The organism is Pseudoalteromonas sp. TB41 (assembly GCF_000497975.1).
Taxonomy (GTDB): Bacteria; Pseudomonadota; Gammaproteobacteria; order Enterobacterales; family Alteromonadaceae; genus Pseudoalteromonas; species Pseudoalteromonas tetraodonis.
Genome location: NZ_AUTH01000020.1, coordinates 45921 through 62171 on the forward strand (window position 1 = coordinate 45921; position 16251 = coordinate 62171).

Consider the following 16251-nt stretch of genomic DNA (forward strand, 5'->3'; position numbering starts at 1 on the left):
GAAGGAAATGACATACCTATGTCCTCATTAATAAAACACAGAGCGCGACAGTTGTTAGTGGTTGATGATGAGTATTTCAATTTTGAAATACTCAAAGCAGGGTTAGCATCAACATTTGATTTGAGCTATGCTGATTCTGGTAAAAGTTGTTTAGCATCTGCGATTGCAAATCCGCCCGATATTATTTTGCTTGATGTGTGTATGCCAGGACTCGACGGTTATGATACGTGTCGCATACTTAAACACACGCCAGAGACAAAAAACATTCCGGTGGTCATGATATCTGGACTTGAGTCGGAGCTTGAACAACAAGCTGGCTTTGACGCAGGGTGTGATGCTTACGTTGTAAAACCTTTTTCTATCGCCGTACTACGAGAAAAAATTAATAATATTGTGTAGAGGGAATTATGTTTACCGAAGATAAGCGAAACTATAGACGTATGCAGGTTAACACGCCAGCGAAGTTAACCTCAATAGAGCCTGTTGCTGGGCTCAGTTACACTGGCACCTGCCTTGATTTAAGTGCAACGGGTCTTTCATTACAACTCGATGATTTGTTAGAGCTTAACTCAATTTTATCGGTTGATATTGCATCAACACATCCGAGCATTGCACCGTTAAAAGCCACCGTTAAGGTAATACGTGCCAGCACCGAAGAGGATGGCACGATAACCGCAGGGCTTGAAATTGTAGAGTTTAACTAACTACTTAATTAGTTTTTAGTAAACCTTACAAATAAGCCCTTTAAGGTAAAAACCTTCAGGATAGCTACCTGCAATAGGGTGGTCAGCTGCTTGATTTAAGCGCTCCATGATCAGTAAATCCTTACCTGCATCAAGGGCTGCATCTGCGACTACTTTTTGAAACAAGTTTTGTTCCATTAAACCAGAGCATGAGAATGTTAGCAAAGTGCCGCCGGGCTTTAATATTTGCATCGCAATCATATTGATGTCCTTGTAACCACGACACGCGCCAGTTAACTGCGCCTTGTTATCGGCAAATTTAGGCGGGTCCATAACGATCGTATCAAACATCACCCCGTCTTCACGGTATTGGCGTAATAATTTAAAGACATCTTGTTTTACAAAGTCGACTTTATTTAAATCAAGGTTGTTATGCTCAACATTGCGCTTTGCTGTATCAAGTGCTGGTTGTGAAACATCAACATTGGTTACATGTTTACAGCCACCGCGCAGGGCATAAAGAGAAAACGTTCCCGTATAACTAAAGCAATTTAATACGGTTTTGTCTTTTGAAAAACGCTCCAGTGCAGCACGGCTATCTCGTTGATCTAAATAAAAACCAGTTTTATGGCCTTCTAGAATATCAACTTCAATTTTTAAACCATTTTCTTCAATTATGACAGGTGCAGTGGGTTCACTCCCCCAAAGTACGCCCTTAATAGGCTCTAGCCCTTCTTTGGTTCGAACATCTACATCTGAGCGCTCATAAATAGTAGAGCCTGGGAAAATAGCCATTAAAGCACCAACAATCTCACCTTTATGACGTTCTGCGCCTGCGCTTAGTAATTGACACACAATTACATTATCAAACTTATCTATGGTAATACCGGGTAAGTAGTCTGATTCTGCTGCACATAACCTAAAGCCGGTAAGTCCACCTTCTTCAATTGCATGGCTGCGAGCTTCTAAAGCACGGCGAAGACGACGCTCAAAGAAATGTTGATCAATCACTTCTTTTTCGTCAAAGCTCCAAACACGAGCACGTATTTGTGAATGAGGACTGTAAGCTGCGGTGGCTAAAAATTTACCCTCACTGTCGTGTATGGTTACCGTGTCACCTAATCCAGGTTTACCTTTAATTTTTTTGATGGCTTTAGAAAATAACCAAGGGTGTTTTCTTTTTAATGATTTATCGCGACCAGCTTGCAGGTAAACGGCAGATGACATAAGGCTTCTCTGTAGTAATAAATAAGCGCTGTATTTTAGTCAAGGCTCGCGCAACATACAATGAATGTTTTGCAAGGGGCTTATAAATCGCGGTAAAGTAGCCATTATTAACTCGTTTAAATAGATTTTTGGAAATTCGGTGGACAATTCAGCTCTTAGCCCCTCATTACAGCAACTTAATCAGCAATGCAGAGACTTTATTACATCCTTAGTACATGCGGATGTTGCCCATGATATTACCCATATTGAACGGGTAGTGCGTGTTGCTGTGCAGCTATGTATGGCAGAGCAGGCTGATATGGCGATTGTATTGCCTGCTGCTTGGTTACATGATTGTGTTGCGGTGGCAAAAAATCATCCAGACAGAGCGAAAGCATCAACAATGGCTGCCGATAAAGCGATTAGTTTTTTAGCGTCTATTGGCTATGATGAAGCGCTATTTGATGATATTCACCATGCTATTGCCGCGCATAGTTTTAGCGCCAATATTGCTATTAAAACCGTTGAAGCACAGATTGTACAAGATGCTGACAGAATGGATGCTTTAGGGGCTATTGGTGTTAGTCGTTGTATGAAAGTGGGGGGCTCAATAAGCCGACTTTTATACAATCCTAATGATCCATTTTGTTTAGAGCGTGAACCTGATGATAAACAGTACACCTTAGATCATTTTTTTATAAAGTTGCTGCATATTGCAAAAAGTATGAATACACCTTCAGCTAAAGCTGAAGCACTTAGAAGAACAGATTATATGTATGACTTTTTAGAGCAGTTAAAATCTGAAATTGGAGGGTAAGACAGTGAGGCCAAAATTGAGCGGTATTGATCATTGTCATTTAAATGTTCAAAGCCTCACCCAAGCCGTTGATTGGTATGAAAAGGTGCTTGGTTTTACTGTAGTAGAGGAATTAGCATTTTGGAATGAAGAAGGCAAAGGCCCTTTAACGCTTGAAGATGAAAACGGATCGACACGTTTAGCTTTATTTGAGGCGCCAGGGCGAAGTAAAGGAATCGCTTTTGCTGCAATCGGTGAGCAATTTATAGCGTGGTTAGCACATTTTGAGCAGCTTGAAATTAAAACGATACTGGCTGATCATGGCGTGACTTTTTCTATGTATTTTAAAGATAACAGTGGGAATAGCCATGAGATCACTTCCCATGACTACCGCATTATAAAACAGCATTTTCCAGCTGTAGCGTTAGGCTCTCACAATGCCAAAAGAGGCTAGGTCCTGTTGAACTTTGTGCAGTAATATTTGTTCAAAAAAGAGACGATTTAATCGCGTTCTTGATGAGCCTTTTTTATCGCTAAAATAGCGTCTATTTTGCTAATAAAAAGATCAACCAGCTGAGGGTCAAAGTGTTTTCCCGCTTGGTGCTGCATATGTTCTATTGTTTGCTCAATGCTCCAAGGCTCTTTATAAGGACGTTTTGATGTGAGTGCATCAAATACATCAGCAATCGCTACAATCCGCCCCTCAATGGAGATTTCCTCGCCTTTCAATCCATTAGGATAGCCTGTGCCATCCCATTTCTCATGATGTTCAATTGCCAGTACGTGGGCAAGTTGCAACAAAGGGGAGGGTGAGTTGGCCAATATTTTAGCTCCTATAGCGGCATGCTCTTTCATGTGTGCAAATTCGTCGGGGGTTAATTTGCCTGGTTTTAACAGTATCGAATCAGGAATACCTATTTTTCCGACATCGTGCATTGGTGCAGCTTGGCGCAATAACTCAGCGTGTTGTTCGTTCATTCCCAACGCTAAAGCAAGTACTTTGCTGTATTGGCTCATTCGTGCAATATGCTCACCCGTATCAGTATCTTTATACTCTGCCGCGCGACCCAATCGCTCAACTAAATCTACATGTGCTTGTTTTAGTTGCTCGGCTTGTACTAAAGAAAGATGAGTTTTTACCCTTGCCTTTACTATCGCAGGGCTAATAGGTTTGGTTATATAGTCAACCGCACCTAGCGAAAACCCTTCCGATTCATCTTGTTCTTGCGTGAGTGCGGTGACAAAAATGACCGGAATGTGTGCGGTTTTAGGATTAGCTTTTAAAATTTTGCACACTTCAAAGCCATTCATATCTGGCATCATTACATCAAGTAAAATGAGTTTTGGCGGATCGTTTTCTATTAATTGCAGTGCCACAGCCCCCGATTTAGCAAACGATAAACGGTAGTTACTCGCTAAGACCTCGCGCATTACTTTTAAATTTGCAGGTTCATCATCGACGATTAATATTCGCGCCTGACTTATCGATTGATCCATCGTCATCCTCAGAAGAGCTAGTTATTGAGTGTTGTTAATAATGCGTTGATCTGTGTTTGTGCATTATCAAATTCAAAGTCATTAAACTGCTCATAAATATTCAAAATAGCAGCTTTGTGTTGTTCGGGTGTTATTCTTTCAATATAACTTAATAACGTATCATCCAACTCTGCTCGTTTAGCTTGGCTGAGTAAAAGCGTTAATTGGTGAATAAATTCAGCATCTGACACGGTTTCTTTTTGTAATTCATTCTCTTTAAAAGCAATGTGTAAGTGTGATAATTCATCTGCTAGCTGCTGCCACTCTTGCTGACATTTTAATATGCACTGAGTATAACTTGTTATATCACGTTGTTTTTCAGCTTGCGTAATTAAGTAAGATAAATTATTGAGCGCTAAATTACCGGCAAGACCTTTTAAATTATGCAAAATATGAGCATGATATTTATCGTTTAGCTTAATGGCCGCCAAGGTTTGCATACTATTTTGATGCTGAGCTAAAAAGAGTACAACCTCTTTGAGATGTTTCTCTTTGCTGCCCCACATTTTTTCACCTTTATTAAAATCTATACGAAGTTTTGAATCTATTGGATCGTTAGTTACTAACTGGCTGATAGCAAGCCCAAGCACCCGCGCTATTTCTTGGTTGAGTTGGTTTATGTCAACGGGTTTCGTTGTAAAACCATTCATACCCGCTTGTTTGGCTGTTAGCTTATCTTGCTGTAGCACACTGGCCGTTAAGGCAATTATTGGCGTGTGCTTTAGTTGTTTTTGCTGCTCTAAAGAGCGAATTGATGCTGTGGCACTGATCCCATCACATTTAGGCATATGAATATCCATTAGGATAATATCAAAGCGATGCTGATTAAACATGTTAATGGCCTCAAAACCATTATTTGCTTTACTTACCTGGTGGCCTGCTTGGGAAAGCATAATAGTGAGTAGTTCGATATTTTGTTCAATATCATCCACCACTAAGATTTTTAATGGGGGTAAGCTAAATGCGTTTTTACTAATGGCTTGCACCTGACTTTTTTCGCCTGCCTCAAGCCCAACAGTAAAGGAAAAACAGCTACCTTGACCAAGGGTACTTTGTGCATATATTTTGCCGCCCATTAATTCAACCAGCTGCTTACTAATTGTTGTGCCAAGCCCTGTGCCACCAAATCGGCGTGTTGTGGTGCCATCTGCTTGCTCAAAGGGTTTAAAAATAGCTTCAAGGCGACCTTTTTCGATACCTATACCACTATCTTGTACTTCAAATAAAATGGGTTGATTGGGTTTATGAGTAACCGAAACAGTAACATGGCCTTGCTCAGTAAACTTTATCGCATTGCCGATTAAATTGGTTAGCACTTGGCGTAAACGCGTATCATCACCAAAATAAAATGGATTTACATTGTCAGCTATTTTTAAAATGAGCTGTAAGTCTTTTCGTTTTGCATCAAGCCAAAATGTCGACACAATATTATCGAGCAATTCTTGCAAGTTAAAATGTACTTTTTGAATTTCGAGTTTACCTTTCTCTAGCTTTGCTGAGTCAAGGATATCGTTGAGTAAATGCAATAAAGAACGCGCAGCGTTATTAACGGTAATAATTTGTTTTTGTTGGTCTTTATTAAGCGGACTATCCATTAAAATATCACTAAAGCCAATAATTGCATTCATGGGGGTACGTATCTCATGGCTCATATTTGCCATAAAAGACTGTTTAGCTTGCGCGGCTGCTTCAGCCTCGTATTTAGCTTGCTTTAAGCTTTGCTCATATTCATGGCGCTTGGTTATATCAACTAAAACGCCATCAACCCAGCGTGTATCATCTTTAGAGTTAGTGATAATACTTGCTTGATCAAGTACCCAAATAATATTGCCGTTGCGATGGCGAATGCGATACTCAATTGAGTATTGACTGGTCGATGCAACTGCTTGATCAATCGCTAAAGAAATAGCCGCTTCATCTTCTTTAACAATAAGCTCGGCAAAGGTAATACGCTGCTCAGTAAATTCTTCAGCGCGATAACCCGTTAGTTCATAGACGCTAGGGCTGATAAACAACATACTCCAGTGTTCATCTAACAAGCAGCGAAATACCACACCGGGCATATTGTTCATCAAGGTACGGTATTGTCGCTCTTTTTCTATTAAGCTTTGTTGTAACGCTCTTTGCTCAGTTAAATCGGTAATAAAGCCCACAAACAATGTTTCAGTTTGTAATTGCTTTACTTCACCAATCCCTAAGCGAATTGGAAATTGATGACCATTTTTATGTTTTGCCCACACATCGCGATTAACACCAATAACACGTTTTACCTCATGGTTTGTTGTATTTTTTAAAAAAGCATCGTGTTGATTAGCAATATCATCAGCCATTAATATTTTTACATTCTGGCCAATAACCTCATTATCTTGCCAGCCAAAAATTGTTTCTGCAGCTTTATTAAAGCTCAAAATAGTGCCTTTAATATTGATAGTAACGATGCCGTCAATGGCAGTTGATAAAATAGCATCAAGGCGAGACTCTTCAGCTGATTTTTTCCCCAACAGCATTCTGTAACGGATCATGCCATTGATGATCACAACCACCGCTGTTAATAAAAGCGTGGCGAACGACACACTAATAGCAATAAAGGTTAGATGTGATTGGTTTGTTTGCTCGTTAATTATCGGGCTTGTTGCAATAAATCGCGTAGCAGCCATGCCCATATAATGCATACCAGCCACGGCAAGGCCAAGAATAAGGGCGCAAATAATACGATTATGCACAGGCGTTAATTTTTTAAAGTGTGCTGGTAAATGAAAACGTGCATAGAGACTTATAAAAGACAGCAGCACTGCAACAACAATTGAAGTGCCAAACCATATTGGATCATAACGAAGTAAAGGACTTAATTGCATCGCGGCCATACCGCTGTAATGCATGGTGCCAACACCCGCGCCAAATAAAAGAGAGCTTAGAATTAAATTGATAATACGAGGGTGAGAGCTATATGTTTTCAAACAAGAAAAAGCAATGGTACATGCCAGTAAAGCCGGTATAAACGACACAAAAGTGAGTGTGGGGTCGTATTCAATTGTAGTGCACAAAGAAAATGCGAGCATAGCAATAAAGTGCATGCTCCAGACCCCTCCGGCAAGGACTAAGGCAGCGGTTATATTGGCTAACTTTCGATAAGATTTAAAATGTGTATTATTTGCTAAATCGATAACGTGCAAAGAAAAATAAGCTGCAAAAATTGCGGTGAGGATAGATAGTGTCACTAAACTTGGGTCGTATACACCATTAATAATTAGGCTTGGATCTGGTTCGTTTATAAAAAAATTAGCTAACATCAATCATTCACATAATAACTCTTAAATTCAGTCTAATATAAAATACAATAATAATCACAAGGTATTGAGTTATAAATTACAAAAGTAACGTAAGTGTTTTAAGCTCTAAACCATACTATTTATTGAGTAGCACTAAATGCATTGTTATTAAAATGGCATTTAGTGAGGATTATTTATAGATTAGCCGTTATGGTACAAGGTAAAATAAAACCCAGTGGTTAATTATAAATAGGCAGCATTCATTGTTGGATTACACTTTAAAGCGTAGTAAGCGAAGAAAAACAGTGGCTATCAAAGTCGCACAACGTGAGCTTACGGTATATGCGCCCCATTTTGTAACGAAAACACAAATTAATGAATGGCTGTTAAGTAAACAGGACTGGATTGATGCTCAGTTACATAAGCAACAAATTCAAGCCGATACACGACAGTTTCCACTCAAAACCCAGAGTATTAAATTATTTAATGAAGCTGTAAATGTGCAATTTGAAAACGCAGCACGCACTCAATGGCAGCAGCACAATGAAAGCCAAACGCTGTTACTGAGTATTTCTTCACGTGTAAAGTATCAAACGCAAATGTATCAAAGTTTGCTAGAGCAGTTTCTGCATGAGAAATTAGAAAGTTATATTGAAATGCGAGTTAACGATTATTGTCAGCTGATGGGTGAAAAGCTACCGAGTAATATTCGTATTCAATTGTATAAATGTCGCTGGGGTAGTTGTAATCGCAGGCGTGAACTAACCTTCAACTTACACTTGGCAAGTGCACCGACATGGGTCATTGACTACGTGATTGTTCATGAATTAGCACATTTAAAATATTTAAATCACAGCGCTCAATTTTGGCAACGTGTGGGATTATTTTATTCAGATTATAAACAAGCAAGTAACTGGTTAAACAATCATGGTATGAGTTTACAGTGGGTATTTGAATAAAAAGAAATAAGGTAGAGAAGAGAAGTGGTGGAGGGAGCTGGATTCGAACCAGCGAAGGCTGAGCCGTCAGATTTACAGTCTGATCCCTTTGGCCGCTCGGGAACCCCTCCACACTAATTGTTATTGCATTTGGCCCCACTTAACTTAGCCTAAGAAAAGTGGTGGAGGGAGCTGGATTCGAACCAGCGAAGGCTGAGCCGTCAGATTTACAGTCTGATCCCTTTGGCCGCTCGGGAACCCCTCCAATGCAACGCGGCAGATAATAGCAAACTTCTTATTTAAGTAAAGAAAAAAGCTAAAGAAAATTCAAATTTAGCCGATAAATACTTATTAATTAGTTAAATAGGCTAAAGTCTATGCAGATTGGTGATTTGTTAATCACGGAGAGCCAGTTAAAAACGAGGCTTAACGAAAGTGTGCACGAAAACCGCCGAGGCGAGTTTGCACTTTTATTAGCAATGCTCTCTCACGATGCACTCGATTTTAGTGAATTCCACCTACCCAAAAGTGACACTAAGCATTATCATGCCGATGAAGATGCTCTGCGTAAACAATTTGGCGCAGGTCCAAAGCAGCCATTAGCGCCAGATACCTTTAATATGTTAATTGGTAAAAATAACACAGAGCTTTTAGCAAAAATGGGAAGCGCTGTAGGGATGAGTGATATAAAGTTAACTCAGTGCTTAAAGCCTGAGCCATTTAATATTCGTGATGATAAAAACCACATTCCACTGACTGTCATTGATAACTGTGAATTAGCGGTACGTCGACGAATTCAAAATACCAACACCGAGCTATCAAACCCTCAAATGGATGCGGTGGCATTTTATGATGATTTACAAAATGAAGCTATCCACCAGCCATTACATTTGTTTAGTGCCTAATTATATGTGTTCAATTGCTGCTTTATACATGCCATTTGATTGTAATAAACTGTGTTTATAGTAGAAAGTAACTATTGGTTTTATAAGTGCTTTATTTTAATAACTGATTTAATATAAAAAAAGCATCCAAAATTTAAATGCAATTGCTATAATGGCGCAAATGGTATGACATTAAATGCCATTATCATTAAACCAAGGTAATTAGGAACGTAATGAAGAAAACATTCACGCTGAATCATGAGAAAATCAAATACCCTCGTATGGTTGATGCTGCAAAGCATGAAGTGAAAAAATATTTGAAAAGAGAACGTAATAAAACTTTACCTGTTGATGCCGACTACTGGGCATTTGATTGTAAGTTTGGTAACACGGCTGAAGAAGCCCAAGTGGTTCACGTTGCTGAAATTAACAATCACATCAGTGAAATTGAAAAGCAAGGTTTAACTTCTTTTTACTTAGAGATTTTAGCAAGACCTGCACAGCGTCAAGATTTCGATGAAGATGATGGCGAGTAAAACGCTAATTTGCGTTTAGTGTAGTTTTTGAAAATGGGCCTTGTGGCCCATTTTTTGTAGCTGAAGTTTATACACTATGACATTTTTTGTATTTTTTATTACTGCCACAAGGGCACGTATCATTACGTTTTACTTTAATATCGGCAACCGGTGTAATCTCACCATTAAGGTATCGCCATTGTCCATCTTCTTTAATAAACCTTGAATTTTCTGCCAACTCGCAATATAAATCTTGATAAAAGTAGTGAGCTTTAAATGTAACAAATCCTGTTTCATCATTATAACCAGAGTCTAATACGGTTAAGTTTATAAAACGGCAACTATTTGCAAAATCTTTAATTTCTGAAATTGAGTTTTCAGCTTGTTTTTCTTTTGCATAACTTTCACGAACAAAAACCGCGTTTTTAACAGCATAAGCACTGTAGCGTGCACGCATAAGTTGCTCTGGTGTGTGTGGCTGTTTGGTTTTTAAATGAAAAGGCTCGCAGCAATCAGCATAAGGTTGCTGACTGCCACAAAAACATAATAGGGCGTTAGAAGTCATGATAAATGTACTGTGTATTAAAACGCTAGTTTATCAAGCTTATTGCGTAAGTGAAATCTCAGGGTGAGCGCTTTTTTTGCTAAAGCAATACAACTTAGTGCGCGTATGGCTCAAGTTTAATGATAACTGCGACAGTTGTTGGTTATTTATTATGTCAGTCCAGGTGATCACCGCGGCAAAATTTCCATTGTGAAGTGCAGAACTTAAAACATACTCTAAATTAACTAAATGCTTTTGACGAATAACCAGCAATTTACTGGTATCAATTGAGCATGAATCAAGTAGCGCTTTGCTCGGTACGTTATCTGGTGCTATTAACAGTGTCCATGCGTTTAGGCTGTTGTATTGGTGTAATACTTTTAATAACTCAAACGTTGCTGAAATTTCATCTTCAATTTGTACAACGTTAACACAATCTGATTGGTCATCTTGTTGATAGCTTTTAACTGTTCTTAGGGTAATTGGCTGTAACATAATCTTCTCACTCACTGGGTTTTTATACAGTACATTCATACAGTAGTTTATACAGTTGTTTGGTGCAAGTGTTTTTTGCTATTTTTTTGTACAGTTATTCATCTTAAAACGCGACAGTTATTATAAATATACAAATAATCTATATATAACAAAGGTTTAATTTTTATTGGAAATTAATCCCCACAGAATTAATTTTAAGGCTGGGAGCAAATAAATACAGATGAACAGGGGGTATACAGTAGTTTAAATTAATTAAGCGTGCTTGCTTTGGGTTTATAAACGCTTAATTAATTTACAGGTAAATGAGTTGCTGCGCAGTGAAATTATTTTTCGCTACTAGAGGGGATCAAATGTGAAAATTGTAACTGATGAATTTGTTCATACAGGCTGGCTGCGTAGCATTGAGCATCTTTAAGTCGTTTGGTACTAATATGTTTTCGTATATCGCTCATTGCTTCTATGGCGGGTTCATAGCCTTGACTACTGGCTAAGCTAAGCCACGCAGCACCATGAAATACACTTTGCGGCACACCTTGTCCTTTTATAAAAAACAGCCCTAAATAAAACTGCGCGCGATAATTTCCTGCCATTGCTGCCAAACGCATCCATTTTGCGGCTAAGGCGCCTTGTTCATTTTTAAGGTAATAAAGGGCTTTATTTAATGTGTCTTGATCGGTGTTTTTAGAGCTCGCAGGGAGATTTGCATCGCTTGGTTGCGTTACAAAAGAAAGAATGTTGTCTAATTGTTGCTCTAAGTCTTGGCCACTTGGTGTCGTTTTGATCATGCTACTTCGTTTGTTATTTTAATCACTTAGCTAGTTTAGTATATAGCAAGGTAAAATGTCCTGTAAAAAGTTATTTTTATGCTAAAATCTCGCCACTTTTTACAACCACAAGTTTATTATGCTCGAAGCCTTATTCAAAATCCGTGCAAATGATTCTTCGGTTCGCCGTGAATGTATTGCCGGTATGACTACATTTATTACGATGGTTTATATCGTATTCGTAAACCCAGCTATGCTTGCAGAAGCCGGTATGGACCAAGGTGCTGCTTTTGTTGCCACCTGTATTGCTGCTGCAATAGGGTGTTTTATTATGGGTTTGTGGGCCAATTATCCACTGGCATTGGCACCGGGTATGGGATTAAATGCATTTTTTACCTATGGTGTTGTATTAGGTATGGGTTATAGCTGGCAAGCTGCGTTGGGTGCGGTATTTATGTCAGGGTGTATATTTTTAATTCTAAGCTTATTTAAGGTGCGAGAGTGGATTATTAATGCAATCCCTTTGGTGCTCAAGCAAGCAATAGCAACGGGGATTGGCGCATTTTTAGCTCTCATCGCACTTAAAAGTGCCGGTATTATTGTATCAAGTCCTGCAACACTGGTGCAGTTGGGTGATATTACCTCGCCTGGTCCTTTATTGGCTATTTTCAGCTTTTTTGTTATTGCTGCACTGCTTTATCGCGATTTTAAAAGTGGCGTACTGATTAGTATTTTACTAGTCACCGCGATTGCTGTGTCTATGGGGTTAGTGGAGTATCATGGTGTTATTGCTATGCCACCTTCTATCATGCCGACCTTTATGCAACTGGACTTTAGTGCCGCGTTTGAACTGTCGATGTTGAGTGTTATTTTTGCGTTTTTATTCGTTGATTTGTTTGATACCTCAGGCACGTTAGTTGCGGTAACTCAGAAGGCTGGTTTAGCAGATAAAAAAGGCAATATGCCGCGTTTAGGTCGTGCATTAAGCGCCGACAGCACTGCAACCATTGCAGGTGCAATGCTCGGTACTTCAACAACCACGTCATACATTGAGTCTGTTGCAGGTGTATCTGTTGGTGGTCGAACGGGTTTGACCGCTGTGGTTGTGGGTTGCTGCTTTTTACTGATGATGTTTTTTGCGCCTTTAGCTCAAATGGTACCTGCATACGCAACCGCGGGAGCTATTTTATATGTATCTGTATTGATGCTACAAAACTTAAAGTTTGTAAATTGGGACGACATGACTGATGCAATTCCGGTGAGTGTTGTATTATTAATGACACCGCTGACTTTCTCAATTGCACACGGTATTGCACTTGGTTTTATTTCTTATACGGCGGTAAAAGTGCTGTGTGGCAAAAAAGATCAGGTAAGCATTAGTGTTTGGATTTTAACTGCCTTGTTTATTGTTAAGTTCGCATTTTTATCTTAATGCAGGCAGCTTGTTAGAATATGTATATGTCCTAGTATGTAAACACAAAGTGGGGCAAAATCCTATTCAAAAAAAAGCCCATGCAACTGCATGGGCTTTTTTATTTAGAAAGGAGTTACCATTTCTTTTTAGGTGCAAATAATACGTCTAAATCATCTTGCTCTTGTTCGTTCTTTTTCTTCAATGATGTAGCATTTGATGCCTTGAGTTCATTACTTATCGTTTCAAGGTAGCCTTCAACTTCAGCTCGTTTTGCCGTAATGTAATCGTCATTAAATGAAACACTGTCAAGTGTGGCAGCTGCTTTTTCAAAGTACTGCCTAGCAGAGCCTATCATTCCAGCTGTTTGCGCTGATAACCCTCGTTTTATTTGGCTTTCAATGTTGATTCTTAGTTGTAGCTTTTCAAGGCGTTTGTCTTCTGCAATAAATACCTGGCTGTCTACTTTGCCTTTATTATGCTCAGAACGAATAATAGTGCGTAACTTTTTAATGCCTTGTATCAGCGATATCAGTTGTTTGTCGTTGCCTGGTAATACAAAGCCATCTGAACCGTCTTGAATTGGGTTTTGTAGTCGCTCTTTTGCTTCTTTTAAGCGGTTTTTTAGTCCACTACCTCCGCTTGAAATAGACACCATTTGACTGAGCGCATCATGAATTCGTCGTTGTAATATTCGCTGAGTTGCCTCTGAAAGTGGAATGTTGGCGCTATTCATTAATGCTTCTTCGGTTTCTTCAATGATTGCTTTTTGTTTTGTTAACTCTTTGCGTCGTTCAGCTTCTTGTTTTTCTTTGTGTTGCTGAACAGCACTAACCCATAGTGCAATGACTATAAGTGCAACAATTAATACAATTATAATGGAAACTATCATGTTATAATTCTCAAATTCTTAACCTTATTATCTAATCTTACATTAAATATATAAAAGGTGGGAAACTTTGCTCAGATTAACTGAAAAAAGCGTCACCATAAAGCGTTTAAATCTTAATATGTTATGTTTCGATTGCTGATAATGATTGCTACCTCAAGTTTATTTATTGTGTTAACCTGAAATTTCAACAAATTAATTGTTATATTATGTAACATTAATCAGCCTTTTATATAGCTACCTATAGTTAGGGTGCGCTTTTATCTGTCAATGTGAATTATAACGAAACTACATAGCCATGAAATTACAACAACTTAGATATATCGTAGAAGTTCAAAATCATAAATTAAATGTTTCAGCTACGGCTGAGAGTTTATTTACCTCCCAGCCTGGTATTTCTAAGCAAGTACGTATGTTAGAAGATGAGCTCGGTGTACAAATTTTTGGCCGCAGTGGTAAGCATTTAACTCATGTTACAGGCGCTGGCGAGGAAATCATTAACATATCACGCGAAATACTCTCAAAAGTTGAGGGTATTAAAGCGGTGGCGAATGAACATACTTTACCGGATCAAGGCAAACTTAATATTGCTACCACGCATACACAAGCACGGTATGCGTTACCGAGTGTAATTAAAGGCTTTACTCAAAAATATCCTGCGGTATCACTGCATATGCATCAAGGTACACCACAGCAAATATCGGATGCAGCCGCTCGCGGTGATGCTGACTTTGCCATTGCCACAGAAGCGCTTCATTTATATTCAGATTTAGTAATGCTGCCTTGCTATCATTGGAATCGTAGTATTGTGGTTGCTAAAGATCATCCCCTTGCGAAAAAAGTGGATAATTTAACAGTGGCTGATATAGCCCAATACCCACTCATTACTTACGTATTTGGCTTTACAGGTCGTTCGGAGCTCGACAAAGCATTTAATGCTTACGGATTAGAGCCACATATTGTATTTACTGCCACCGATGCCGATGTCATTAAAACGTATGTGCGTTTAGGGCTAGGTGTGGGTGTGGTTGCATCTATGGCAATTGATCAGGTAAACGACAGCGACTTAGTGTGCATTGATGCTAGCCATTTATTTGAGGCGAGTACGACTAAAATTGGTTTTAGAAAGGGCAGCTTTTTACGCACCTACATGTATGACTTTATCGAACGTTTTGCACCGCATTTAACTAAAGAGCGAGTAGAGCGTGCGAGTTTACTGCGAAATCAAGAAGATGTTGATAAGTTATTTGCTGATATTGAACTTCCTGTAAAGTAACGGCCATAAACAGCAATGAAAAGCCGCTTAGTTTTGCAACTAAGCGGCTTTTTTTGTGCTATGTAATTAACCTCAGATCTGCATAAGAATTAAAGCCGAGTCACTTTAATACTCGGCTTTTTAGTCTGAAAGGTATAGGCAATTAATCCAGCCATTAAATTAACCATAAATGAGATGCAGCTGCGGTGCCTTGTATGGTCTATTTGAGCCATATTTTTCAGTTGGTCGAAAACTGTTTCAATGATAAAACGCTTTGATAACATCGCTCTATCCCAAGATGATATTGGCTGACGTTTCATATTACTTCGTTGACCTGTAATAAAATCAATGCCTTGCTCAGCAAGTTCCGCTTTTAGGTTTGCAGATACATAACCTTTATCAGCGTATAAACTACCTGTAACATTATCGACCATATCTAACACCGGCTGTCTATCATCAACATTCCCAGCTGTCACTTTTACTGCTAATAAACCACCTTCATCATTCATGATGAGGTGAAGTTTAAACCCATAAAACCAGCCCATTGTTCCTTTACCCCGCTTGGCTTTTCCCGCGAAAACTTGGTGGCGAGGAATACGCATGTTGTGACACACCTTGAGAGAAGTAGAATCGATAAATGCAATGCCTGTTGGTTTATCAAAGCGCTGCTTCAGATAGCTACACAGAGCAGGTAACGTGGCCTGAAGTAACTTCAACATACGTGTATAACTGAGTAAATCAGGAAAATAATGTCGCCAATACTGACAAACAAATTTGGTGTAGTAAGTTTTAAAGTCGCGATAACCTGATTGATGAAAGGCAATTAATATAGTCATCACTTCGCTAGAGGATAGTCGAGACGGCTTAATGCGTTGCTTCTCACCTGATTCTATTAGGTGTGTAAGCCACTGAGGTTCAAACAATAAACAAAAATCATCGACATCTACGTAAATTGCATCTAAGTTATTCATGCCCTTGCCTCGGTAATCTTATGTTTCATGGTCGAAAGATCTGATCACCGCAAGGGCATTTAGTTCCATTTCTTATGTGCAGCTCAGGTTAATTA

The 16251-nt window shown here is 39.0% G+C and carries 17 protein-coding genes and 2 tRNA genes; 9 read left to right on the forward strand and 10 right to left on the reverse strand.

All coding sequences use genetic code 11. The features are described 5' to 3' along the window. Positions 1-18 precede the first annotated feature (18 nt). A complete protein-coding gene (locus L641_RS0103360) occupies positions 19-399 on the forward strand; it encodes a response regulator (RefSeq protein ID WP_010388500.1) in 381 nt (126 codons plus the stop codon). Between the two features lie 8 nt (positions 400-407). Then, a complete protein-coding gene (locus L641_RS0103365; protein WP_010388503.1) occupies positions 408-704 on the forward strand; it encodes a PilZ domain-containing protein in 297 nt (98 codons plus the stop codon). 15 nt (positions 705-719) lie between these two features. On the opposite strand, the gene L641_RS0103370 is transcribed toward L641_RS0103365, so the two are convergent. Then, positions 720-1910 carry a class I SAM-dependent methyltransferase gene (locus L641_RS0103370; RefSeq protein WP_024601131.1) on the reverse strand — a complete coding sequence of 397 codons (1191 nt, stop codon included), beginning with the start codon at positions 1908-1910 and terminating at the stop codon, positions 720-722. A gap of 139 nt (positions 1911-2049) precedes the next feature. Between L641_RS0103370 and L641_RS0103375 the strand changes: the two genes are divergently transcribed. Both L641_RS0103375 and L641_RS0103380 read left to right on the forward strand, forming a co-directional pair. Further along, the gene (locus tag L641_RS0103375) at positions 2050-2706 is read left to right on the forward strand and encodes an HD domain-containing protein (protein WP_024601132.1); all 657 of its coding nucleotides are present in this window, start codon (positions 2050-2052) and stop codon (positions 2704-2706) included. Between the two features lie 4 nt (positions 2707-2710). After that, on the forward strand, positions 2711-3139 hold the full coding sequence (locus tag L641_RS0103380) for a VOC family protein (RefSeq protein WP_029750301.1): 429 nt from the start codon (positions 2711-2713) through the stop codon (positions 3137-3139). A gap of 47 nt (positions 3140-3186) precedes the next feature. Here the strand turns inward: L641_RS0103380 and L641_RS0103385 are convergent, their stop codons facing one another. Beyond that, complete coding sequence (locus L641_RS0103385; RefSeq protein ID WP_024601134.1) at positions 3187-4182, reverse strand: two-component system response regulator; 996 nt, start codon at positions 4180-4182, stop codon at positions 3187-3189. A 17-nt stretch (positions 4183-4199) separates the two neighbouring features. Further along, the gene (locus tag L641_RS0103390) at positions 4200-7511 is read right to left on the reverse strand and encodes a PAS domain S-box protein (protein ID WP_024601135.1); all 3312 of its coding nucleotides are present in this window, start codon (positions 7509-7511) and stop codon (positions 4200-4202) included. A 245-nt stretch (positions 7512-7756) separates the two neighbouring features. On the opposite strand from L641_RS0103390, the gene L641_RS0103395 reads away from it, so the two are divergent. Further along, positions 7757-8449, forward strand: coding sequence for a SprT family zinc-dependent metalloprotease (locus tag L641_RS0103395; RefSeq protein WP_024601136.1), 693 nt, complete (start codon positions 7757-7759; stop codon positions 8447-8449). Between the two features lie 25 nt (positions 8450-8474). Here L641_RS0103395 and L641_RS0103400 read toward each other — a convergent pair. Next, positions 8475-8559 (reverse strand) — tRNA-Tyr (locus L641_RS0103400). Between the two features lie 49 nt (positions 8560-8608). Continuing rightward, positions 8609-8693, reverse strand: a tRNA-Tyr gene (locus L641_RS0103405). Positions 8694-8805: 112 nt separating this feature from the next. Between L641_RS0103405 and L641_RS0103410 the strand changes: the two genes are divergently transcribed. Next, positions 8806-9333, forward strand: coding sequence for a VC2046/SO_2500 family protein (locus tag L641_RS0103410; RefSeq protein ID WP_024601137.1), 528 nt, complete (start codon positions 8806-8808; stop codon positions 9331-9333). Positions 9334-9545: 212 nt separating this feature from the next. Further along, the gene (locus L641_RS0103415; protein ID WP_008113037.1) at positions 9546-9848 is read left to right on the forward strand and encodes a DUF6172 family protein; all 303 of its coding nucleotides are present in this window, start codon (positions 9546-9548) and stop codon (positions 9846-9848) included. A 67-nt stretch (positions 9849-9915) separates the two neighbouring features. Here the strand turns inward: L641_RS0103415 and L641_RS0103420 are convergent, their stop codons facing one another. From L641_RS0103420 to L641_RS0103430, 3 genes are all read right to left on the reverse strand, one after another. Further along, positions 9916-10392: a YchJ family protein gene (locus L641_RS0103420; RefSeq protein ID WP_024601138.1), complete on the reverse strand. Its 477-nt coding sequence runs from the start codon at positions 10390-10392 to the stop codon at positions 9916-9918. A 39-nt stretch (positions 10393-10431) separates the two neighbouring features. After that, entirely contained in the window at positions 10432-10866 is a 435-nt protein-coding gene (locus tag L641_RS0103425) for a SulA-like leucine-rich domain-containing protein (RefSeq protein ID WP_024601139.1), read from the reverse strand. Between the two features lie 323 nt (positions 10867-11189). Continuing rightward, positions 11190-11651, reverse strand: coding sequence for a sel1 repeat family protein (locus tag L641_RS0103430; protein WP_013465227.1), 462 nt, complete (start codon positions 11649-11651; stop codon positions 11190-11192). Between the two features lie 118 nt (positions 11652-11769). Between L641_RS0103430 and L641_RS0103435 the strand changes: the two genes are divergently transcribed. Continuing rightward, a complete protein-coding gene (locus L641_RS0103435) occupies positions 11770-13062 on the forward strand; it encodes an NCS2 family permease (RefSeq protein WP_024601140.1) in 1293 nt (430 codons plus the stop codon). Positions 13063-13177: 115 nt separating this feature from the next. Here the strand turns inward: L641_RS0103435 and L641_RS0103440 are convergent, their stop codons facing one another. Next, entirely contained in the window at positions 13178-13933 is a 756-nt protein-coding gene (locus tag L641_RS0103440) for a hypothetical protein (RefSeq protein WP_024601141.1), read from the reverse strand. A 295-nt stretch (positions 13934-14228) separates the two neighbouring features. On the opposite strand from L641_RS0103440, the gene cysB reads away from it, so the two are divergent. Further along, positions 14229-15206 carry an HTH-type transcriptional regulator CysB gene (gene cysB / locus L641_RS0103445; protein WP_008466190.1) on the forward strand — a complete coding sequence of 326 codons (978 nt, stop codon included), beginning with the start codon at positions 14229-14231 and terminating at the stop codon, positions 15204-15206. An 89-nt stretch (positions 15207-15295) separates the two neighbouring features. On the opposite strand, the gene L641_RS0103450 is transcribed toward cysB, so the two are convergent. Beyond that, positions 15296-16156: an IS982 family transposase gene (locus tag L641_RS0103450; protein ID WP_024601142.1), complete on the reverse strand. Its 861-nt coding sequence runs from the start codon at positions 16154-16156 to the stop codon at positions 15296-15298. Positions 16157-16251 lie beyond the last annotated feature (95 nt).